The 18606-nt window shown below is 49.0% G+C and carries 21 protein-coding genes and 1 tRNA gene; 21 read left to right on the forward strand and 1 reads right to left on the reverse strand.

The window, feature by feature from the left end:
* Nucleotides 1–54: 54 nt before the first annotated feature.
* The 20 genes from AB1756_00830 to AB1756_00925 all read left to right on the forward strand — a co-directional run bounded on the left by AB1756_00830 (nucleotide 55) and on the right by AB1756_00925 (nucleotide 16580).
* Nucleotides 55–1242 carry a peptidoglycan DD-metalloendopeptidase family protein gene (locus tag AB1756_00830; GenBank protein MEW5805895.1) on the forward strand — a complete coding sequence of 396 codons (1188 nt, stop codon included), beginning with the start codon at nucleotides 55–57 and terminating at the stop codon, nucleotides 1240–1242.
* The gene (locus AB1756_00835; protein ID MEW5805896.1) at nucleotides 1224–2417 is read left to right on the forward strand and encodes a S41 family peptidase; all 1194 of its coding nucleotides are present in this window, start codon (nucleotides 1224–1226) and stop codon (nucleotides 2415–2417) included. The genes AB1756_00830 and AB1756_00835 overlap by 19 nt, the downstream gene beginning before the upstream one ends.
* A gap of 153 nt (nucleotides 2418–2570) precedes the next feature.
* On the forward strand, nucleotides 2571–4427 hold the full coding sequence (locus tag AB1756_00840; protein MEW5805897.1) for a tetratricopeptide repeat protein: 1857 nt from the start codon (nucleotides 2571–2573) through the stop codon (nucleotides 4425–4427).
* A 4-nt stretch (nucleotides 4428–4431) separates the two neighbouring features.
* Nucleotides 4432–5340, forward strand: coding sequence for a hypothetical protein (locus AB1756_00845; protein MEW5805898.1), 909 nt, complete (start codon nucleotides 4432–4434; stop codon nucleotides 5338–5340).
* Nucleotides 5337–6263: a 4-(cytidine 5'-diphospho)-2-C-methyl-D-erythritol kinase gene (gene ispE / locus AB1756_00850; protein MEW5805899.1), complete on the forward strand. Its 927-nt coding sequence runs from the start codon at nucleotides 5337–5339 to the stop codon at nucleotides 6261–6263. The genes AB1756_00845 and ispE overlap by 4 nt, the downstream gene beginning before the upstream one ends.
* An 18-nt stretch (nucleotides 6264–6281) precedes the next feature.
* Entirely contained in the window at nucleotides 6282–6605 is a 324-nt protein-coding gene (spoVG, locus tag AB1756_00855; GenBank protein MEW5805900.1) for a septation regulator SpoVG, read from the forward strand.
* A 52-nt stretch (nucleotides 6606–6657) separates the two neighbouring features.
* Nucleotides 6658–6732: transfer RNA gene (locus AB1756_00860), tRNA-Gln, on the forward strand.
* Between the two features lie 21 nt (nucleotides 6733–6753).
* On the forward strand, nucleotides 6754–7710 hold the full coding sequence (locus tag AB1756_00865; GenBank protein MEW5805901.1) for a ribose-phosphate pyrophosphokinase: 957 nt from the start codon (nucleotides 6754–6756) through the stop codon (nucleotides 7708–7710).
* A 79-nt stretch (nucleotides 7711–7789) separates the two neighbouring features.
* A complete protein-coding gene (locus AB1756_00870) occupies nucleotides 7790–8509 on the forward strand; it encodes a 50S ribosomal protein L25 (protein ID MEW5805902.1) in 720 nt (239 codons plus the stop codon).
* 1 nt (nucleotide 8510) lies between these two features.
* Nucleotides 8511–9089: an aminoacyl-tRNA hydrolase gene (gene pth / locus AB1756_00875; protein ID MEW5805903.1), complete on the forward strand. Its 579-nt coding sequence runs from the start codon at nucleotides 8511–8513 to the stop codon at nucleotides 9087–9089.
* Between the two features lie 27 nt (nucleotides 9090–9116).
* A complete protein-coding gene (locus AB1756_00880; protein MEW5805904.1) occupies nucleotides 9117–11249 on the forward strand; it encodes a sodium-translocating pyrophosphatase in 2133 nt (710 codons plus the stop codon).
* A 55-nt stretch (nucleotides 11250–11304) separates the two neighbouring features.
* Entirely contained in the window at nucleotides 11305–11697 is a 393-nt protein-coding gene (gene rpsF, locus AB1756_00885; protein ID MEW5805905.1) for a 30S ribosomal protein S6, read from the forward strand.
* Nucleotides 11678–11938 (forward strand): 30S ribosomal protein S18, encoded by a 261-nt coding sequence (gene rpsR / locus AB1756_00890; GenBank protein MEW5805906.1) that lies wholly within the window; start codon nucleotides 11678–11680, stop codon nucleotides 11936–11938. The genes rpsF and rpsR overlap by 20 nt, the downstream gene beginning before the upstream one ends.
* A gap of 18 nt (nucleotides 11939–11956) precedes the next feature.
* Nucleotides 11957–12400, forward strand: coding sequence for a 50S ribosomal protein L9 (gene rplI / locus AB1756_00895; protein ID MEW5805907.1), 444 nt, complete (start codon nucleotides 11957–11959; stop codon nucleotides 12398–12400).
* Nucleotides 12401–12419: 19 nt separating this feature from the next.
* Nucleotides 12420–12878 carry a DUF6677 family protein gene (locus AB1756_00900; GenBank protein ID MEW5805908.1) on the forward strand — a complete coding sequence of 153 codons (459 nt, stop codon included), beginning with the start codon at nucleotides 12420–12422 and terminating at the stop codon, nucleotides 12876–12878.
* Nucleotides 12879–13055 (forward strand): hypothetical protein, encoded by a 177-nt coding sequence (locus tag AB1756_00905; protein MEW5805909.1) that lies wholly within the window; start codon nucleotides 12879–12881, stop codon nucleotides 13053–13055.
* 1 nt (nucleotide 13056) lies between these two features.
* Entirely contained in the window at nucleotides 13057–13506 is a 450-nt protein-coding gene (locus AB1756_00910) for a VanZ family protein (GenBank protein MEW5805910.1), read from the forward strand.
* A gap of 90 nt (nucleotides 13507–13596) precedes the next feature.
* A complete protein-coding gene (locus tag AB1756_00915; protein MEW5805911.1) occupies nucleotides 13597–14655 on the forward strand; it encodes a 3-isopropylmalate dehydrogenase in 1059 nt (352 codons plus the stop codon).
* 97 nt (nucleotides 14656–14752) lie between these two features.
* Nucleotides 14753–16042, forward strand: coding sequence for a 3-isopropylmalate dehydratase large subunit (locus AB1756_00920; protein MEW5805912.1), 1290 nt, complete (start codon nucleotides 14753–14755; stop codon nucleotides 16040–16042).
* Nucleotides 16043–16058: 16 nt separating this feature from the next.
* On the forward strand, nucleotides 16059–16580 hold the full coding sequence (locus AB1756_00925) for a 3-isopropylmalate dehydratase small subunit (GenBank protein MEW5805913.1): 522 nt from the start codon (nucleotides 16059–16061) through the stop codon (nucleotides 16578–16580).
* A 41-nt stretch (nucleotides 16581–16621) separates the two neighbouring features.
* Here the strand turns inward: AB1756_00925 and AB1756_00930 are convergent, their stop codons facing one another.
* The gene (locus AB1756_00930; protein ID MEW5805914.1) at nucleotides 16622–17710 is read right to left on the reverse strand and encodes a PQQ-binding-like beta-propeller repeat protein; all 1089 of its coding nucleotides are present in this window, start codon (nucleotides 17708–17710) and stop codon (nucleotides 16622–16624) included.
* A gap of 97 nt (nucleotides 17711–17807) precedes the next feature.
* On the opposite strand from AB1756_00930, the gene hisS reads away from it, so the two are divergent.
* The coding region (hisS, locus tag AB1756_00935; GenBank protein ID MEW5805915.1) for a histidine--tRNA ligase at nucleotides 17808–18606 on the forward strand (799 nt) is incomplete at its 3' end.

Genomic DNA, 18606 nt, shown 5'->3' on the forward strand with positions numbered 1-18606 from the left:
ATGGAATCTTGATCTATTATAGAAATGGTTCGAGTTGAGTTGCAAGAAAAAGCGTTGCGTAGGGAAAATATTCTCGGTAAGGGAAAGGTTTCTAAGAAGGGTATCACTCTCGGGATCGTTTCTTCTGGGCTTGCTCTTTCCCTCCTCTTCATCTCCATTTCTGCTGTAGCAAAGTCAGAAAATAGAATGAAGAAGCTCCAGGCCGAGATCGAGTATCTCTTGCAGGAACTCGAGGTCATCAAGAACACGGAGCGCGGGGTCCTCGGCGAGTTGCGCAGGCTTGAATCAGAGAGGAAACTGAGGGAGGTCGAGCTGCAGAGAATCTCAATGGAAATTGAAGAGACAAAGAAAAAGATCGAGGAAGGAGAACACGAAATCGCCGAGCACAAAAGGAAGATAGGGGAACTGAAGAGGCATCTCTCGAAGGCTTTGAAGAGAGTTAACATGCTTGGGAGATTGCGGCATTACAGGGTCCTCCTGTTAGCTCAGAATGCCTCTGAAACCCTTTCCTTCTTTAAATATGCTTCGTATATGACAACGAAGGATGCCAGGAGCATCAGAAACTTCAGGAATTACGTGAAAACTCTTCATGAGTCGACAAGGGAGCTTGATGGTAAAAGGATGATCCTCACAGAGCAGAAAGATGCCCTGGAGAAAAAGAAGCAGATGCTCCTGAGAGGAGAATCGGCGAGAAGGGTGCTGCTTGAATCTATCAGGAATAGGAAAGAGATCCATCGCGAGGCCATCAACGAGCTGAGGAGTGCTTGCGATGAGCTGGAAAAATTGATAAATTCCTTTGGCAGCGCGAGGCAGGAAGATCTTCGCCTCTCGTTGAACGCGAGGAAGTTCAAAGGGCTCTTTGCGTGGCCATGTCGGGGCTATGTAAATGTTCCCTTTGGCCGGATAAAACACACTAAGTTTGGAACAGAGCTCCCTCATAACGGGATCGATATCGTAGCGCCATTGGGTTCGGATGTGAGAGCGGTCTTCGATGGCAAGATCATCTTTGCAGAATGGTTCAAGGGGTACGGCCTCACGATAATAATCGATCATGGTGCGGGAATCCTGAGTGTCTATTGTCACGCTTCGGCCATTCTAGTAGAGGTGGGGGAGTACGTTGAGAAGGGATTCCTCATAGGAAAGATCGGGGACAGCGCTTCTCTCAAAGGACCATATCTCTATTTTGAGATAAGGGACAATGGAAGCGCCATAGATCCGATGAAATGGCTTTCGGAAAGGTGAAGCTCATGCGAAAGAGAATCTTATTTCTTTTTTTACCACTCATCATTGCATCAATGGCTCTGGCAATGTTACTGGGTGGGATGATTTCTTCAAAAGGAGGTCTCTACAAATACCTGGGTCTATTCTCCGATGTCTTGACCATCATCATGAAAGAATATGTCGATCCCATCAGCTCCAATCTCCTTTTGGAAGGAGCGAACCGCGGATTGCTCTCGAGCCTGGATCCCAATTCAGCCTATCTCACAAAAGAGGAAGTGATTGAATTCAAGAATCTTGCAGAAGGAGGAGAGGCTTCTCCAGGACTGGAATGCTTAAAGGCTCATGGCTACCTCACCGTTGTTTCTGTCTATGAAGGTTCGGCTGCCGAAAAGGTCGGCATCTCACCCGGGGATCAGATCCTTGCCATCAACGGTAAGAGTGTCAGGAATCTTAGCCTGCTGCAATGTCAGGAATTGATGGAGGGGGATGCTGGATCGGAACTCAGGCTCTCTCTAATCAGGATGAGAGCGTTTCATAAAGAGGACGTGAGCATCTTGAGGGAAAAGATTAAACACCCTGGTTTCAAACTCAGCTTGCAGAGAAACAGGATTGCTCATCTTAGGATCTACGACATGAAGAGAGTTGACCCTGTTTCTCTTCAGAATGCTTTGAAGGAGGTGGAGGAGAAGAGTCATATTATGCTCATCGACCTGAGAAACTCAACGCGTGGGGACTACATTAAAGCGGTCAAACTGGCTTCTCTTTTCATAGACAGGGGAACCGTTTTTATCATGGAGAAGAGAGGAACGGAGAAGAAGGTCCTGGAGGCATTTCCAAAAGGTTTCGCATGGAAGAAGCCCGTTTTCGTCCTCATCAGTTCAGGAACTGCGGGTCCTTCAGAAGGACTTGCACTCTTTCTGAAGGAGAGGGTAGGTGCAACAGTCATCGGCGAGAGGTCATATGGGATGGGGCTCGAGGCGGAGCTCATCACCTTTGAAGATGGATCGGGAATCCTCCTCTCAACTATAAGATACATCTCTCCCAGTGGAATTTCCTGGAACAGAACGGGCATCACTCCTTCCTTGGAGATTAGATCCGACGCGAAAGAGGAGGGAAAAGAGAAAGATGATCAACTTCAAAAGGCGCTGGACTATGTCCTCAAGGAAGGCGCTGTAATATTAAAGAAGGCTGCATGAATGATCACTTTTCCTGATCCAGATGAACCCTGTCGGCGCCCTTTTCTCCCTCACAAGTCCACTTTAATACCCATTCTCGCGCTATTATTCGTTCTCATTTATACCTGCATCCTGGCATCTTCTTCAGATTCATCGAAGCGTGAAGACTGCTCCTTGTCGCGGGAACATTCCTATTTCTCATTCTCTATCGCAAGAGTTTACTTCAACCTCGGACTCTACGATAAGTGCGAAGAGATGATCAGAGAGGCGGCAATCATGGATGACTGCTCTTCAGATCTCTACTCAGAAGCCGCCACGATGTTCCTCAGAATGGGCAGGGAAAAGCAAGCCGATGAATTCTCCAATCTTGCACTGAGAATCGATCCCGAGAATGGTGATGCTGTTAGAGTTCAGGTCTTCCTGAAGGCAAATCTCGCCCTGAACCAGAGGAACGATGCGCTATCCGAAAAGACCATCGCCATGTGTCGAAAGAGAATCGAAAAGGACCCTCTTGACTCGCGGATGCGTTTCATACTTGTGAAGCTACTTATCGAGAGGGGAGATTTTGCTGCTGCTGGAGAAGCTCTGAATGATTATCTAATGAAATTTCAGCAGAATGCGGAGCCGATCTTCCTCGCGGCGGAATCTATGGGAAAGGCAGAGAGGATGGGGAGTGTGGCGGTGCTGGTGGAAGCTCTCATGAAGGGGGATCCTTTGCAGCCTTCCATGATAGTCAAGATAGGTGATCTTCTCGAGAAGGATAAGAATTTCAAAGCGGCGCATCTGCTCTACCAGTCCTGCTGGAAACGTAATCCTGAGCCGGATATTCTCTTAAGGGACGCAATGGCTCTCTATGACATGGGGATGTATGAAGAGGTTCTTTGCATACTCGAGCGGGAGGAGATAAATGAGGAGAACCCGGAGGCCATCAATCTCAAGGCAAGGGCGGCAAGCAGAGTGGGGAAGAAGAGGCTGGCCACGGAACTCTACATGAAACTTCTCTCAATGGAACCCGGCCGTCCAGAGATCACCATCGATCTCGCTGAGATGCGTGAAGACATGGGTGACCTTAGAGGAGCCGTCAGGCATTTCCAGACGGCTCTCGAACTTCTGGATGGTTCCGATGCGATGCGAATGATGAAGCTTTCTCTCCTTTTTCGGATTGCCTCTCTTTATCATGAACTCGGAGAGATTGAAGAGGCAAACGAGACGCTGGCAAAATACATAGAGAATGATGGCGAGAAAGATCTCTTCTATCACATCCTACTCTCCAGAGTGATGGAAAAGAACAGCCCACGGAGGGCTCTGAGGATCATAAAAGAGGCAAGAGAAATCTTCGGATTTCAACTGGAACTGGAAGTACGCGAGGCTGAAATACTCGCGAAGAGCTATGCGGGTAAAGCGGAAAGGCTCCTGCAAAAGATGGTTGCAAGAAGCGGCCAGAGCAGAGAGAGCTACTTCATGGCCTGCGGTGTCTTTCTTCAAATTGAAGATTACGAAAAGGGATACATATTTCTAAGAGATGCGCTCCAAAAATATCCAGATGCAGAAATGAGTCTCGCGATGGGATCGCTCCTTGAAAGGTGGGGGAGGTACGACGAAGCAGAAGTCTACTTAAAGAAGGCAATCGAGCTTGATCCCACAAACGCGGTTGCCCTTAATTACCTCGGGTACATGCTTGCCGAAAGGAGTGAGCGATTCACAGAGGCGATCGATTGCGTGAACCGCGCTCTGGAGATCGACCGGTATAACGGTGCCTACATCGATAGTCTTGGTTACATCTATCTGCGTATGAAGATCCTTGACCAAGCAAGAATCAACCTTCTCTCCGCCGTGGAGATCTTTCCCTTCGACCCTGAAATCAGAGAGCATCTCGGCGATTTGCATTATGCTTCAGGTGAGATTGAGGAAGCGGTCAGGGAGTGGGAAATATCTATCCAGAACAAGATCAGGCACAAAGAGAAGGTCATGGAAAAAATCAGGAAGGCACGCCGGGAGAGCAAGGCAGGAGAACCTGATCCAAAAAAATAGAAGAATGATACTGGGATCAACCATCTTGACCATTTCTCGCAGAGCAAGTCTCGTTATTTTCACTCAAACATTTCTTCTGGCGTTCTTCTGGCTTTTTTCCTGCGCGACAGCCCGTTTTCAGGAAAAGTGTAAACCAGTAGCGAAACGTTTCGATAGTTCCGTCATCGAGAAGATTGAACATATCGAGCTCGCGGCATCATTCAAAGGAAAGCTGAATCTTAAGGGGGAGACGTTTAGCTTTTCGGGCAGGTTGAGAAGTGCGCTGGGGAAAATGGCCCGCCTGGAAGTCCTGAATCCCATTGGAAGCAAGGTGGCTGCGGTCTTCCTGTTCTCCGATGAAAGGATCTTGTTGTTTCTACCTGATAGCAAGACTCTTCTAAAGGGTCGGGCCACAAGCGAGAGCTTCTCGAAGCTAATCGGGATCAGAATGAATCCATCATTTCTCATGAACTATATAACAGGAAAGGAATTTATTGGCTTCCTGAAGGATCATGATAGATCATCGGCCTTCACTGGTGACGAGGCTCATTCCCTAACGATTAGGCATGATTCCTGTATCCCGCCCCCGTGCAAAACCGACCTGGTCATCCATTATAATTTCAACGGCAAAGATTCTTTCATGACAAGGAATTTCCCCTATTTCCGCCTCGTCCCTTCGCATTTCGGTGTCATCGACAATGAATCTTCTTCTCACTTGGAGATTTCGATGGAAAAAATCAGCATTATGGAAATCTATGGTGAGAATGGACAACTCCTTCAATCCTACCGAGCCAGACACTCAGCGGATACAGAACGGGATGGGAAAGAGCACTGGATTTATTCGGAAGAGCCTTTTCTTAGCATTTCAGGTGTTAGCATTATAGAACTCGAAAGCATAGAACCAGAAAAACCGATTCTCTCAGGAAGTTTATGATGCCAGAACGATTTCACTTACATTCCTTTGCCAAGATAAACCTTGCCCTGAAGGTCCTCGGGAAGAGGATGGATGGCTATCATGAGATAGAGACTGTCTTTCAGACGGTGAGCCTTGCCGATAGGATTGAATTTGAATTTGCAGGCAGGGGGATTGAGGTTGACTGCTGCGGATCTGAGCCAGGACAGAAGTGCGATGTACCGTCCGGAAGAAGGAACATCGTGTACAGCGCCATAGAACTCCTCCGGAAAGAATGGTATGCCATCCCTGGCATCCGAGTCCATATCGAAAAGAGGATCCCTCCTGGATCGGGATTGGGTGGAGGAAGCAGTAACGCTGCGGCAACGCTGTTAGCACTCAAAAGGCATTTATCACTGAATATTGATCTGCGGAAGATGCTGGAAATGGCAGCGCGCCTGGGGAGCGACGTCCCGTTTTTCCTGTGGGGAGGGACAGCCATGGGGATGAGCAGAGGGGATGACGTCATCCCGTTGAGAGACGCCGGACACTTCTGGGTTGCCCTGGCGATATTCCCCGAGAAGATGAATACAGCGGAAGCCTATGCAAAGTTGAGTCCCTTATTGACAAACAGGGAAGATGATACTAACATAAAAAAATTTATTTATAGTATTTTCAAAGGGAATATTGATTTTTCCCTTGCCGAGAATGATTTTGAACATGTTATTGGCAAGGATGGACCGGACCTGAAGTTAGTGAGGGACATCTTTGAGGAATCAGGCGCGAGAAAAAGCATGCTAACTGGCAGCGGCTCTGCTTTTTATGGTTTCTTCGACAGCCATCGGGCGGCCTCGAAAGCAGCAGATGAGGTTATGAGAAAAGGAAGCCGTTGCGACTGCATGGTTGTCGAAACTGTCGGTTCGCGAGATTACCATGAGAGGATCTATCGATTGAGAAAAAACTGAAATGGAGGTAAACAACCTATGCAAATCACCGATGTAAGAGTATTTCCTGTGGATGAAGAGAAACTGAAAGCCTTTGTCTCCGTCATTTTTGATGATTGTTTCGTCGTCAGCGATATCAAGATCATCAATGGCAACAACGGCCTTTTCATTTCGATGCCGAGCAAGAAAAGGAAGAATGGAACATTCAGGGACATCGCTCATCCTTTGAACAACGAGACCAGGAGGATGCTCGAAGAGAAGATACTGGCAAAATACAATGAGATCATCGCAGGAGGGGTAACCACTTCCAGAAGCGCCGATTTCAACGGCGACTATTCTGCTGAAAGAGAAGATAGTTTTTAGATTAGAGATATTATTCTATAATACCGCTGAAGGATGAGAGCCCCGTCTATGCTGGGGCGTAGTCAAGCGGTAAGACACAGGTCTTTGGAACCTGCATGCGGAGGTTCGAATCCTCCCGCCCCAGCCAGAAATCGGAAAGGAAAATCCTATGCATCACGACAAGAGCAGCGGAGAGATGAAAATATTCTCCGGCAATGCCCATCCTGAGCTGGCGAAAAAAATATGCGCTTATCTTGAAGTTCCCTTGGGCAAGATCCATGTCACTAGGTTCAGAGATGGGGAAAGCTACTGCCAGATTGAAGAGAACGTGAGGGGAAAGGATATCTTTGCAGTTCAACCGACATGCCCTCCCGTCAACCAAAATCTGGTAGAGCTCCTCATCATGATTGATGCTTTCAAGAGAGCTTCGGCCGCACGTATCACTGCGGTTATCCCCTATTTCGGCTATGCAAGGCAGGACCGAAAGGACAAGCCGAGGGTTCCTATCTCTGCAAAGCTCGTGGCGGATGTCATCACGACGGCGGGTGCTGACAGGATTCTCGTGATGGACCTGCATGCCCCGGCTATTCAGGGTTTCTTCAATATACCTGTTGATAATCTTTATGCCGGACCCGTCCTGATCAGATATCTGAAAGGCCTTAAGCTCAAGAATCCTGTCTTGGTTTCGCCGGACGCTGGGGGGACCGAGAGGGCGCGCGCTTTTGCCAAGAGACTTAATGCCGGTCTGGCCATCATGGATAAACGGCGCCATGAAGCCAACGTGGCGAAGATCATGAATGTGATTGGAAATGTGGCGGGAAAGACGGCCGTCATCGTGGATGATATTGTTGATACGGCGGGGACGCTTGTAGAGACCGTTGAGGCTCTCAAGAAAAATGGGGCGAATGAGATCATAGCATGTATGACGCATGCAGTCCTTTCCGGGAACGCCGTGGAGAGGCTGCAAAACGAAAATCTCAAGAAAGTCATCGTCACGAATACGATCCCCCTCGAGAAAGAGAAGATGGGATTAAGGAAGATTGTGAGCTTATGCATTGCGGAACTTTTTGGAGAAGCCATCAAAAGAATTCACACGAACTCTTCGGTGAGCTCATTGTTCAAGTAAGGACAGCAAAAGACGATACGTCCGATCTCTCGAAGCCGAGAATGTTTCGCTACAAAAGAACTGCACTGGAGGATGAGAAATGCTTAAGGATATCGTATTAAACGTAGAGCCAAGAGAAGAAATCGGTAAAAATGCTTCTGTGAGGCTTAGGAAGAGAGGACTGATTCCTGCCATTCTTTATGGCATGGGGCAGCAGGCCGTTCCGATCAGCGTCGATCCCAAGAAGCTCTTGGAAATACTGACATCCGACACGGGAGAGAACACCATCTTTTCCATTCAGGTTAGTGGCAGGGAAGATAAGAACACTGTCATGATCAAAGACTACCAGAGAGACCCGGTCCATGAAAACATCATCCATGCTGATTTCATCAAGATAGACCTCAGGGAAGCTATCGAAGTCGATGTTCCTCTTCAACTCGTTGGTGTTCCACTGGGTGTCAAACAGCAGGGAGGAATCCTTGATTTCATAGTGAGGGAGGTAAGAGTCTCATGCTTCCCGGCAGACATTCCGGAGAAGATTGACGTCGATGTATCCCAGCTCCTTATCGGTCAGCATCTCAGCATCTCCAGCATCGCGATTCCGGATAAAGTAAAGATCCTGGACGAGCCGGAGCAGACGATTGTCGTAGTCAGCGCTCCTAAGATCGAAGAGGTTGCGGCTCCAGCGGCAGCGCCGGTGGAAGAGATGGCCGAGCCAGAGATCATCAAGAAGGGTAAGGAGGAAAAGGCAGAGGAAGGCGAGAAGGCCGAAGCGAAGGAAGAAAAGGGAGAGGCCAAGGAGAAGAAGGAAAAGAAGTAGAGTGAAAGTAATATTCGGACTTGGAAACCCCGGGCCTGCCTTCGGCAAAAACAGGCACAATTTTGGCTTCATGGTTTTAGATCGGGCTGCCGAACTCTGGCAGAGAGAATTCGACATCCTTGAGTGCCAGGCGCTCACATCCGCCGTGAGACAATTTAGCGAAGAAGCGTTACTGGCAAAACCTCTCACCTTCATGAATACATCTGGAAGATCGGCCGCTTTGCTCCTAGAAAGATACGATCTGGTGCCAAGAGATCTTATCGTAATCTATGACGATATCGATCTTCTGCTCGGAACGATCCGGCTGAGGAGAGGTGGGGGAGCGGGATTCCACAGGGGAGTCATTTCCATAATAGAGAAGCTGGGGACGGAAGAATTTCCACGACTGAGGCTCGGGATCCTCGGTTCGAAGGGATACGATGACCTTTCTGACTACGTTCTCTCGGATTTTGATGCCGACGAGATGGATGTAGTCGAGGAAACGCTTTACAGGTCAGTGAAAGCCATGGAAACGATTCTCACGGATGGCTTGGAAGCTGCCATGAGGACTTTAAACGTCAGGACCCAGCGGTTGAAATAGAAGAAGAAAAGGGAGGAATACTGAATCATGGAACTGCTAATAAAAATGGCCCCCTTTATAGGGGTAGCAGGGATCATCATCGCTCTCCTCATCTATTTTAATATCAAGAAACAACCGAGCGGCAATCAGGTCATGTTCCAGATATCCGAGCTGATCCGGGAGGGGGCCATGGCATTTCTGAAGCGAGAGTACAGGATCCTCCTCATTTTCATCATCGTTGTCATTATTTTCCTTGTCCTAAATATCAACATCTGGACCGCCGGTGCCTTTCTAAGCGGCGCCATGTGTTCCATGCTGGCAGGATTTTTCGGGATGAAGGCGGCTACTATTGCCAATGTGCGAACGGCTGAGGCGGCAAGAGCCCATGGAAGGGACAGGGCTCTGCTCATCGCCTTCAACGGTGGATCGGTCATGGGGCTGAGCGTTGCCAGCCTGGGCTTGCTTGGCGTCAGCATATTTTTCCTACTGAAGGGAAAACCTGAAACGGCAAGTATCATCAATGGATTCGCCATGGGAGCAAGTTCCATTGCCCTCTTTGCAAGGGTTGGTGGAGGGATCTACACAAAGGCTGCCGATGTTGGATCCGATCTCGTAGGGAAAGTGGAAGTTGGAATACCGGAAGACGACCCTAGAAATCCCGGTGTCATTGCTGATAACGTAGGCGACAACGTGGGTGATGTTGCAGGAATGGGAGCCGACCTCTTTGAATCGTACGTCGGAGCCATCATAGCATCCATCGCCATCGGATCCACTCTCTTTAAAAAATCGCTCATCTCCCTGGCTGGAAACGACAGCATCACGCCAGAACAGCTCAAGTATGTCCTCATGGCTTTTCCCATAACTCTGGCGCTTCTTGGCCTCGTCTCATCACTCATAGGGATATTTTCCATGAAGATCCTCAAAAGGATCGGCTCCCAGACGGCACTGCGTTATTCCACCTTCATCGCCGCCGGGATATTCCTTACCGCATCTCTAATTGCCACGAGGACGTTTGCAGTGAGCAATAGCGTTTTCTGGGCTATTTTCGCAGGTTGCATCAGCGGCATCCTGATAGGACTCATAACAGAATATTACACATCATCAAGACCAATTTACAGCATTGCGCGTGCAAGCAAGACAGGAGCGGCGACGAACATCATCCATGGACTCGCAGTAGGCCTGGAAAGCTGCGCCCTTCCCGTTCTTGCCATATGCGTGGCTCTTCTGGTGGCGGATAAAGTTGCCGGCCTCTATGGGATTGGCATCGCAGCAGTCGGAATGCTTGCCACTGTGGGAATCACAATGAGCGTTGACGCTTACGGTCCCATCGCAGATAACGCGGGAGGGATTTCAGAACTTTCGCGACTTGGTCCGGAAGTGAGAAAGATCACTGACGGGCTCGATTCCCTTGGAAACACGACGGCAGCTATAGGGAAGGGTTTCGCCATCGGTTCTGCAGCGCTGACAGCGCTTGCGCTCTTTTCTGCATTCACGCAGGCGGTCGAACAGCGGATCGCCGCGCAACTGGAAACAATGAATCCTTCCGCCATGACGGAAGTATGGTATAAATTCAAGAATCTGATTGAGCATGGAGAGTCTCCCATCCAGATCGTTCTCAACGATCCTAAAGTCGTCTCAGGCATCTTCATCGGCGGGATAATACCATTCTTTTTAGCGGCGCTCACGATGACCTCGGTCGGGAAGGCAGCAGGAAGGATTGTCGATGAGATCAGGAGGCAGTTCCGGGAGATTCCTGGACTGCTGGAAGGTCTGGAAGGAGCAAAGCCGGATGCCGCGCGCATCGTCGATATATCAACCGCCGCTGCGCTGAAAGAGATGATCATTCCTGGCATAACTGCAGTGTTTGCGCCCATCATCGTTGGCTTTGCGCTTGGTCCATCGGCGCTCGGTGGGATGCTGGCAGGAGCCACGGTCAGCGGTGTCCTTCTGGCATTGACGATGGCGAACGGTGGCGGAGCATGGGATAATGCCAAGAAGGCGATAGAAAAAGGGGAGATACCAGGCGAGGGAAAGGGAACGGAAGCGCACAAGGCGGCAGTCGTTGGCGATACGGTCGGTGATCCTTTCAAGGATACGGCAGGCCCCGCGATGAATATTCTGATAAAATTAATGTCCATTGTCTCGCTTATTATCGCGCCGCTGCTTGTAAAGTATTTATAAATCAAAGCTCCTTGCTCTTGAGAGAAGGGCTTTAAATCCATAAGGAGAATATGCAATGAGAAGATATGAAACAGTATTTATCGTTTCTCCCAACACTTCTGACCAGGAGACGAACGAGATCGTCTCCTTGCTTGAGCAGGTGATTATCGTGGGGAACGGCAACATAGTTAAGACGGATCGCTGGGGAAAAAGGAAGCTTTCCTATCCGATAGAGAAGTTCGAGATCGGGCAGTACTTTCTCTTCTTCTACGATGCCGAAGGAGCTCTGGTTAAAGAGCTTGAGAGAAAGATGAGGATGCATGAGAAGATCATCCGGTTTCTGACTGTGAGATCGGAAAGCGGCCAGATGCCGATCCAGCCGACGGACTCAGATTTCCACGTCACCGGGAGTGCTCCCAGAGCCGAGGAAAAAGGAGAGGAGAATAGCAATGAGAACAATAAGAGATAGAAAGAAACCGGCACAGAGGAGAAAGTTCCTTTTTCAAAGGAAGAAGTTCTGCAGGTTCTGCGAAGAGAAGGTGAGCTACATTGATTATAAGGATGTCAGGATGCTTCTGGCCTACATACCTGAGCGCGGGAAGATTCTCCCGCGGAGGATATCAGGAACCTGCGCCCTGCATCAACGCGAGCTGCAAACAGCTATCAAGAGGGCGAGGGCCCTGGCTCTCATACCTTATACAGCCGATTGATTTAAGAAGGAGAGATCCATGAAGGTCATACTGAGGCAGAACGTCGAGAAACTGGGAAAGCAGGGAGAAACCGTAAGCGTAAAGGATGGCTATGCGAGGAATTTTCTATTCCCGAAGAAATTGGCCCTTCCCGCCACGCCACAAAACCTGAGATTCATCGACCAGGAGAAGAGAAGGGTTGCCGTTAAAGAAATCAAGGAAAAGACGGAGGCGGAAGCACTGGCCTCGAAACTCTCGCAGATCTCATTGACCGTCATCAAGAAGGTCGGGGAGAACGACATCCTCTATGGTTCTGTAACCGCAGCAGAGATCAGCGATCTGCTGAAGCGCGAGGGGATCGAGATCGATAAGAGAAAGATAGAGATCGAAGAGCCGATTAAGACGCTTGGGATCTTCACGGTTCCGGTGAAGGTCCACCAAGATGTCACAGCAGAGGTGAAGGTCTGGATTGTGAAGGAGTGAGAAAATTTAGAAGGTGAGCATGATTGAAAGAATGAGCTGGACCAAATTCAAGCGTTCCCTCATCTCTATGATCCTGACATGGCTTATTCCGGGAATAGGTCATCTCTATCTGGGAAAGAAAGGAAGAGCCGTAGTATTCTTCATAGTCGTCCATCTGACCTTCATCCTAGGTTTTGTAGCCGACGGACGATTCTTTCTGGTGGATCAGAGGCAACCCTTTATGTCCTATCTTCAGACAGCCACGAACATGGCTGCCGGTCCTCTTGACATCGTGGGGAGAGTGTATGTGTATGGCTCTCCTGCATATTTTCTACCCGGAGAAGAGGAGGCCAGATCCAGCTTCCTGATGACTAGGATGAGAGAAAGGATGAAGTCACAAGGCTCCGCATATGGAACCGCTTACCTCCTCACCGCTGGGCTCATGAATCTTCTCCTCATGCTCGATGTCTTCGATATTTCAATAGGGAGGAAAGAATAGTTGTTTCAGAGTCATTTCATCCACATGCTTGTCTTTACCGGGCTAGTCTCCGTCTTTTTCGCCTTCCTGACCAGAAATGACAGGAGGGGAAGGCTAAAGGTGGGGATCTACCTAGCGCTTATCATGATCACAGCATCCCTCCTTATCGCCTATACACTCTATCCATTCCCAAAGTGACATGAGCAGGACTCTCAAGGCGATCGTTTTCTGGCTTCCACCAATCTTCTATCTTGCCCTGATCTACTATCTTTCATCAATCTCGTATGCAAGATTCGGCGTGAAGGCCCCTGATTACCTGTTGCATTTCCCCGAATATTTTCTCCTCATTATCCTTCTTGTAAGGGCCGTTAACTTCGGGCTCAAGAAGAAGGTGGGAATTCTTCCCGTCCTGTTATGCAGCATTTTTTCCATAGCTTACGCGGCATCGGACGAGATCCATCAGTACTACGTCCCAGGCAGGGATGCATGCTTCTCCGATTTCCTCACCGACGTCGCGGGGATAGTCGTGGGAGCGCTCTTCATCATCCTTTATCAGAGATATTCGATCCTCAGATCGCATCGATCCCTCGTTAAGAAAGTTCCTGATCCTTCTCTATTGAAATCCGATCCGGAAAAAGGGCACGAATGATGCTTTCAGGAAAATAACTGGTTCGATTTATTGGTTATGATGTTAAAATCATCTTTGTAGTAAACGTTATAATGCAAAAGGGGAATGGTGATGAGCAGACGAATAGCCGTTGTTCCGGGAGACGGGATCGGGGTGGACGTCACGCGGGAAGCCCGGAGAGTCCTGGAAACAGTCTCAATGATCTTCGCCCTTGACCTGAAGTTTAGCGAATATGATTACGGAGCCGATAGGTATCTCAGGACCGGAGAAACCCTTCCAGAAGGGGCCATAGAAGAATTCAAAACATGCGATGCCATCTTCATGGGTGCTTTTGGAGATCCCAGGGTCCCGGACATGAAACACGCCACCGACATCCTGCTCGGTTCTAGATTCAAGCTGGACCTCTATGCAAACCAGAGACCCGTCCGGCTCCTCTGCGATCGGTTGTCCCCGCTCAAGGGGAGAGGCAGAGAGGATATAGATTTCGTCGTTTTCAGGGAGAACACGGAAGGTCTCTATGTGGGATTAGGGGGGATCTTCAAGAAGGGAACTACCGATGAGATCGCGATTCAGGAAGATGTCAACACGAGGAAAGGAGTCGAGCGGATCATCCGTTACGCCTTCGATTATGCCAGGAAGAATAACAGAACGAAAGTTACAATGAGCGATAAGAGCAATGCTCTCAGGTACGGTCACGACATCTGGCAGCGGGTATTCTGGAGCGTTTCCAAAGAGTATCCCGGCATCGTAGCTGAACACATGTACATCGATGCTCTTGCCATGCAGATGATCAAGAATCCAGCACAGTTTGAAGTCATAGTGACCTGCAACATGTTCGGAGACATCATCACTGACATCGGAGCGCAACTTCAGGGCGGATTGGGAATGGCAGCATCTGGGAACATCAATCCTGAAGGGGTTTCAATGTTCGAGCCGGTCCACGGGTCCGCTCCTAAGTATGCCGGTAAAAACCTTGCTAATCCACTGGGTGCCATCCTGACCGTTCAGATGATGCTCGAACATCTCTCGCTTAACGAACCGGCTTCTCTCGTGGAAAAGGCCGTAGTTTCAGCCATAGAGACCATGAACTGCCCGAGGGAAGTCGGTGGGAATCTCGGGACCTCCGAAACTGGAGATTACATCATCTCTTACATGAAAAAAGCATCTTGATCAAGCAGATATAGTGAAGCTTTTGCTTGAAGCAGGACGCTCATTCTATATGGACGTGCAGGTTTGACGAGAGTCTCTAAGTTGAGTGTAAGTCGATATGGGAATGACGATTTCTGAAAAGATCCTTGCAAAAAAGAGCGGACAGGAAACGGTAAAGCCGGGTGATTTCGTCATGTGCAAGCTGGACCTTGTCATGGCTACCGACGTAACGGCACCGCTTGCCATTAAGGTATTTCATAGGATGGGCGCAGAAAAGCCGTTCGATTCCGGGAGAATCATCTTCATCAACGACCACTTCGTCCCGGCAAAGGATATCAAATCAGCGGAGCTGTCTCAGGAGATGAGAGATTTTGCGAAGAAGCATCACCTCAGATACTACTATGAGGTAGGCAGGGGAGGGATCTGTCATGCCTTGATGCCAGAGGAAGGCCTCATCCTTCCTGGCATGATCCTCATTGGAGCGGATTCACATACATGCACCGCTGGAGCACTCGGCGCATTTGCCACGGGAGTTGGGAGCACCGATCTTGCTGCTGGTATGGCTCTGGGCGAGACATGGTTTAAGGTTCCCGAGAGCATCAAGATCGTATTCCATGGGAAAAAGCCCGATTACATCTCCGGAAAGGATATGATCTTGACCGTCATCGGGGAGCTTGGAGTGGAGGGAGCGATGTATATGGCTCTCGAGTTTTCCGGCGATGCCGTCCGCTCGCTTCCAATGGCGGATAGATTCTCAATCTGCAACATGGCTATAGAAGCAGGAGCAAAAACAGGGATCATTGAGCCAGATGAGATCACCTTGCGATATCTTGGCTTGGAGTCAGCATCTGAAGTACAGTCTGGGTCAGAAAGACGTAAACTGCCTTTTTTGAAGTCAGACAATGATGCCAGGTATGCAAGAACTTTGACCTTCAAGGTTGATAGAATGGAACCACTCGTCGCATACCCATTCCTGCCTAGCAACGTCGCTAAAGCGTCGAACTTCAAGGACATCAGGCTCGATCAGGTCTTCATCGGATCTTGTACGAACGGATGGCTCGATGATCTAAGAACTGCAGCGGCCATCCTGAAGGGAAAGAGGATTCATGAAGGCGTGAGGCTTATCATCACTCCATCAACCGCCAGGACCTTCAAAGAGGCTGTCGCGGAAGGTCTCATATCAATCTTCTTAGAAGCCGGCGCCGCGGTGACGACCCCGACCTGTGGACCTTGTCTTGGTGGACACATGGGGGTCTTGGCAAAAGGAGAAGTCTGTCTGGCGACAACCAATAGAAATTTCAAGGGAAGGATGGGAGACCTCGAAAGCAAGGTCTATCTATCCGGAACCGCTGTCGCCGCCGCCTCTGCCATAACGGGTCGTATCACAGACCCGCGAGAATTAATATGAAAATGGTGGAGATAAGATGAAAGGAATCATGAGAGGGAAATGTTTTAAATTCGGCGATAATATCGATACGGATATGATAATCCCGGTGAAGTACTGCAATACTTACGACATGGCCGAGCTCGGAAAACATTGTATGGCCGGATATGAAGAGAACTTTGCGAAAAATATTTCCACGGGAGATTTTCTTGTTGCGGGATCGAATTTTGGCTGCGGCAGCTCGAGGGAGAATGCCCCCCTCGCCATCAAGGGGTGCGGGATTCAGGCCGTCATTGCATCGTCATTCGCAAGGATTTTCCTGAGGAACGCCATAAACGTCGGGCTCCTCATCTTTGAATCGGAGGAGGCCTCTCAAAAGATCTCTGAAGGGGATCAACTGGAGATCATCAAAGAAAAGGGACTCATCAGAAACTTGACCCGTGTTGAGACTTACTCTTCAAGTCCTCTGCCGGAGTTCATTACGACTATCATTGAAGAGGGTGGTCTCGTCGGTTACGTGCGTAAAAAGCTGAAAGGCAAGCAAGAAGATTGCTTGTCCTGAACAGAAATAACAGTAGAAAAAGAACCGCCTTTGCTCCGCACCTATGGCTTCGATGACGTTCTTTCCCGTGGGACTTCCTCGATAATCACAGAAAAATTGATGATGAAATCGGAACCGGAGAAAAAGTCGGAGTAGCTACAGGCTAGGTATCCTTCGCTGAATGAGGGAGCTGTGATGAAGTAATGCCTTTCCTGCTCCAGCGAGAATAGAGGCTGAATAGTCCCGGTGGAGATGTTGAAGCTGCTTAGATTTCTAGAGGCAAAAGGGGAAAAGAGGAGCAAGCCCCGAAGCTTCACTCCATCGTTGAGAAGTCTGTTCTCCGATTTCTTCCGAAAGACCTGATGTCCCTTCTTTAAGGTGAGACAGTAAAAGAAGTTATCCTCGCACATCACAACAATCCTCCTCGGCCAGATCAGCGGGGCCGCGAGGACCCTGGAGCCGCCCCGGAAGCTCCATAGTTTCTTTCCTCTTTTAATGCTAAAAATCGATACCGTGCGATTTTCAAAGACGAGAGCAACATTGCGCTTTCCATCAAAGGAAAACGCCGTCGGCCTTTCGAGCCCCATTCGAAGTTCCGAGACTTTTTTCATTGAACCATCCGTCATGTTCAATCCGAAGAGGATATTTCCTTTCAACAGAGCAACCATTGAAACTCCTCCGTCGGTCTTCACCGTGGAATAGAGAAAATCCGAACCAACATCCACTTCCCAGAGAAGATCTCCATTCTTTTCGGATAGAGCTATCAACTTTTCATGATCCTTCACAAGAATCGAACTCTCCAGGGCAGCAATGAGCCCATTCATCCCCGGCATCTCCTTTCTCCATATCAGATGCCCGTCAGCAGCGCCATAGGCTTCGATGATCCCTGGCTGAAAAGCTGCAAAGACTGATCCACCATTGACGAGAGGTCGCGGTAATAGCTTTTGTTCGGCTTTCTTTTCCCATGCCTTATTGATATTTACCTTGATCGGATGTCGATCGACCAGCTTTTGAACTGGGTATCTGAGGGAGTCTTTCGAAACGGCTCTTAAACCATCATGAATGCCGACGAACGACAGGAATAGAAAGGCTAAAAGGCTCTTGACGATAGCGGTTGCGGAAAACAGTCTACTGTCACTCTTGACGTTCATGACCCGATTCTACACGTCTTTCTTTTAAAATGGAATGTTAAAAGAATTTGAGATTGTCCAAACGAGGGGTAGCTGCAGTTGATATTTGAGGGGTTGTATGGTAATTTTAGCCGCTGAATCTCAAGGTCTTATGTACAGGGCCATCAAGGGCACAAAGGATATTCTTCCGGAAGAGGTCAGTAAGTGGCAGTTTGTCGAGCGCAAGGCAGCAGCGGTCTTTTCGCTCTATGGTTTCCGGGAGATTAGAACTCCCATCTTCGAAGAAACAAAACTCTTCGAGAGGAGCATAGGAACAGCTACGGACATCGTCAACAAAGAAATGTACACCTTCAGGGTTGGGAATGAATCTCTAACGCTGAGGCCTGAAAATACTGCCCCGGTCGTGAGAGCCTATGTCCAGCACTCTCTCCAGAGGAGGAGTAGCAAAAGCAGATATTATTATATCGGACCGATGTTCCGTTACGAGAGGCCGCAGAAAGGCAGACAACGACAGTTTCACCAGATCGGAGTGGAAGTCCTGGCGGAGAAGAGCCCTTTCGTAGACGCAGAGGTCATTGCCATGAGCGCCCACTTTCTCGAAGCGCTGGGGATAAAGAACTTCAAGACCGCTATCAATTCCGTTGGATGCGCTAACTGCCGGAAGAATTATAGAGAGACGCTGCGAGGATTTCTCAAACCGCTTCTTGGAAAATTGTGCGGGGACTGCAACAGGAGATATGCCGAGAACCCATTGAGGGTATTCGACTGCAAGGTTGAGAGCTGCAAGAGAGAACTCCAGAACGCCCCGGTCCTGATAGATTCCCTCTGCCAGGAATGCCAAATAGAGTTCCAAAAGGTCATAGAATATCTGAAGATCTTGGATGTCGATTACATCATAAAACCAGTCCTGGTTTTAT

This window comes from Acidobacteriota bacterium (assembly GCA_040752675.1).
In the GTDB taxonomy this organism is placed as follows: domain Bacteria; phylum Acidobacteriota; class Polarisedimenticolia; order JBFMGF01; family JBFMGF01; genus JBFMGF01.

What these genes read in the sequence shown, in the direction of transcription:
- rpsR (MEW5805906.1), top strand. Translation starts at nt 11,678, where the DNA reads ATGAGAACAATAAGAGATAGAAAGAAACCGGCACAGAGGAGAAAGTTC.
- AB1756_00835 (MEW5805896.1), top strand. Translation starts at nt 1,224, where the DNA reads ATGGCTTTCGGAAAGGTGAAGCTCATGCGAAAGAGAATCTTATTTCTT.
- ispE (MEW5805899.1), top strand. Translation starts at nt 5,337, where the DNA reads ATGATGCCAGAACGATTTCACTTACATTCCTTTGCCAAGATAAACCTT.
- AB1756_00880 (MEW5805904.1), top strand. Translation starts at nt 9,117, where the DNA reads ATGGAACTGCTAATAAAAATGGCCCCCTTTATAGGGGTAGCAGGGATC.
- spoVG (MEW5805900.1), top strand. Translation starts at nt 6,282, where the DNA reads ATGCAAATCACCGATGTAAGAGTATTTCCTGTGGATGAAGAGAAACTG.
- AB1756_00925 (MEW5805913.1), top strand. Translation starts at nt 16,059, where the DNA reads ATGAAAGGAATCATGAGAGGGAAATGTTTTAAATTCGGCGATAATATC.
- AB1756_00910 (MEW5805910.1), top strand. Translation starts at nt 13,057, where the DNA reads ATGAGCAGGACTCTCAAGGCGATCGTTTTCTGGCTTCCACCAATCTTC.
- AB1756_00920 (MEW5805912.1), top strand. Translation starts at nt 14,753, where the DNA reads ATGGGAATGACGATTTCTGAAAAGATCCTTGCAAAAAAGAGCGGACAG.
- AB1756_00930 (MEW5805914.1), bottom strand. Translation starts at nt 17,710, where the DNA reads ATGAACGTCAAGAGTGACAGTAGACTGTTTTCCGCAACCGCTATCGTC.
- rpsF (MEW5805905.1), top strand. Translation starts at nt 11,305, where the DNA reads ATGAGAAGATATGAAACAGTATTTATCGTTTCTCCCAACACTTCTGAC.
- AB1756_00900 (MEW5805908.1), top strand. Translation starts at nt 12,420, where the DNA reads ATGATTGAAAGAATGAGCTGGACCAAATTCAAGCGTTCCCTCATCTCT.
- AB1756_00865 (MEW5805901.1), top strand. Translation starts at nt 6,754, where the DNA reads ATGCATCACGACAAGAGCAGCGGAGAGATGAAAATATTCTCCGGCAAT.
- rplI (MEW5805907.1), top strand. Translation starts at nt 11,957, where the DNA reads ATGAAGGTCATACTGAGGCAGAACGTCGAGAAACTGGGAAAGCAGGGA.
- AB1756_00915 (MEW5805911.1), top strand. Translation starts at nt 13,597, where the DNA reads ATGAGCAGACGAATAGCCGTTGTTCCGGGAGACGGGATCGGGGTGGAC.
- AB1756_00845 (MEW5805898.1), top strand. Translation starts at nt 4,432, where the DNA reads ATGATACTGGGATCAACCATCTTGACCATTTCTCGCAGAGCAAGTCTC.
- AB1756_00870 (MEW5805902.1), top strand. Translation starts at nt 7,790, where the DNA reads ATGCTTAAGGATATCGTATTAAACGTAGAGCCAAGAGAAGAAATCGGT.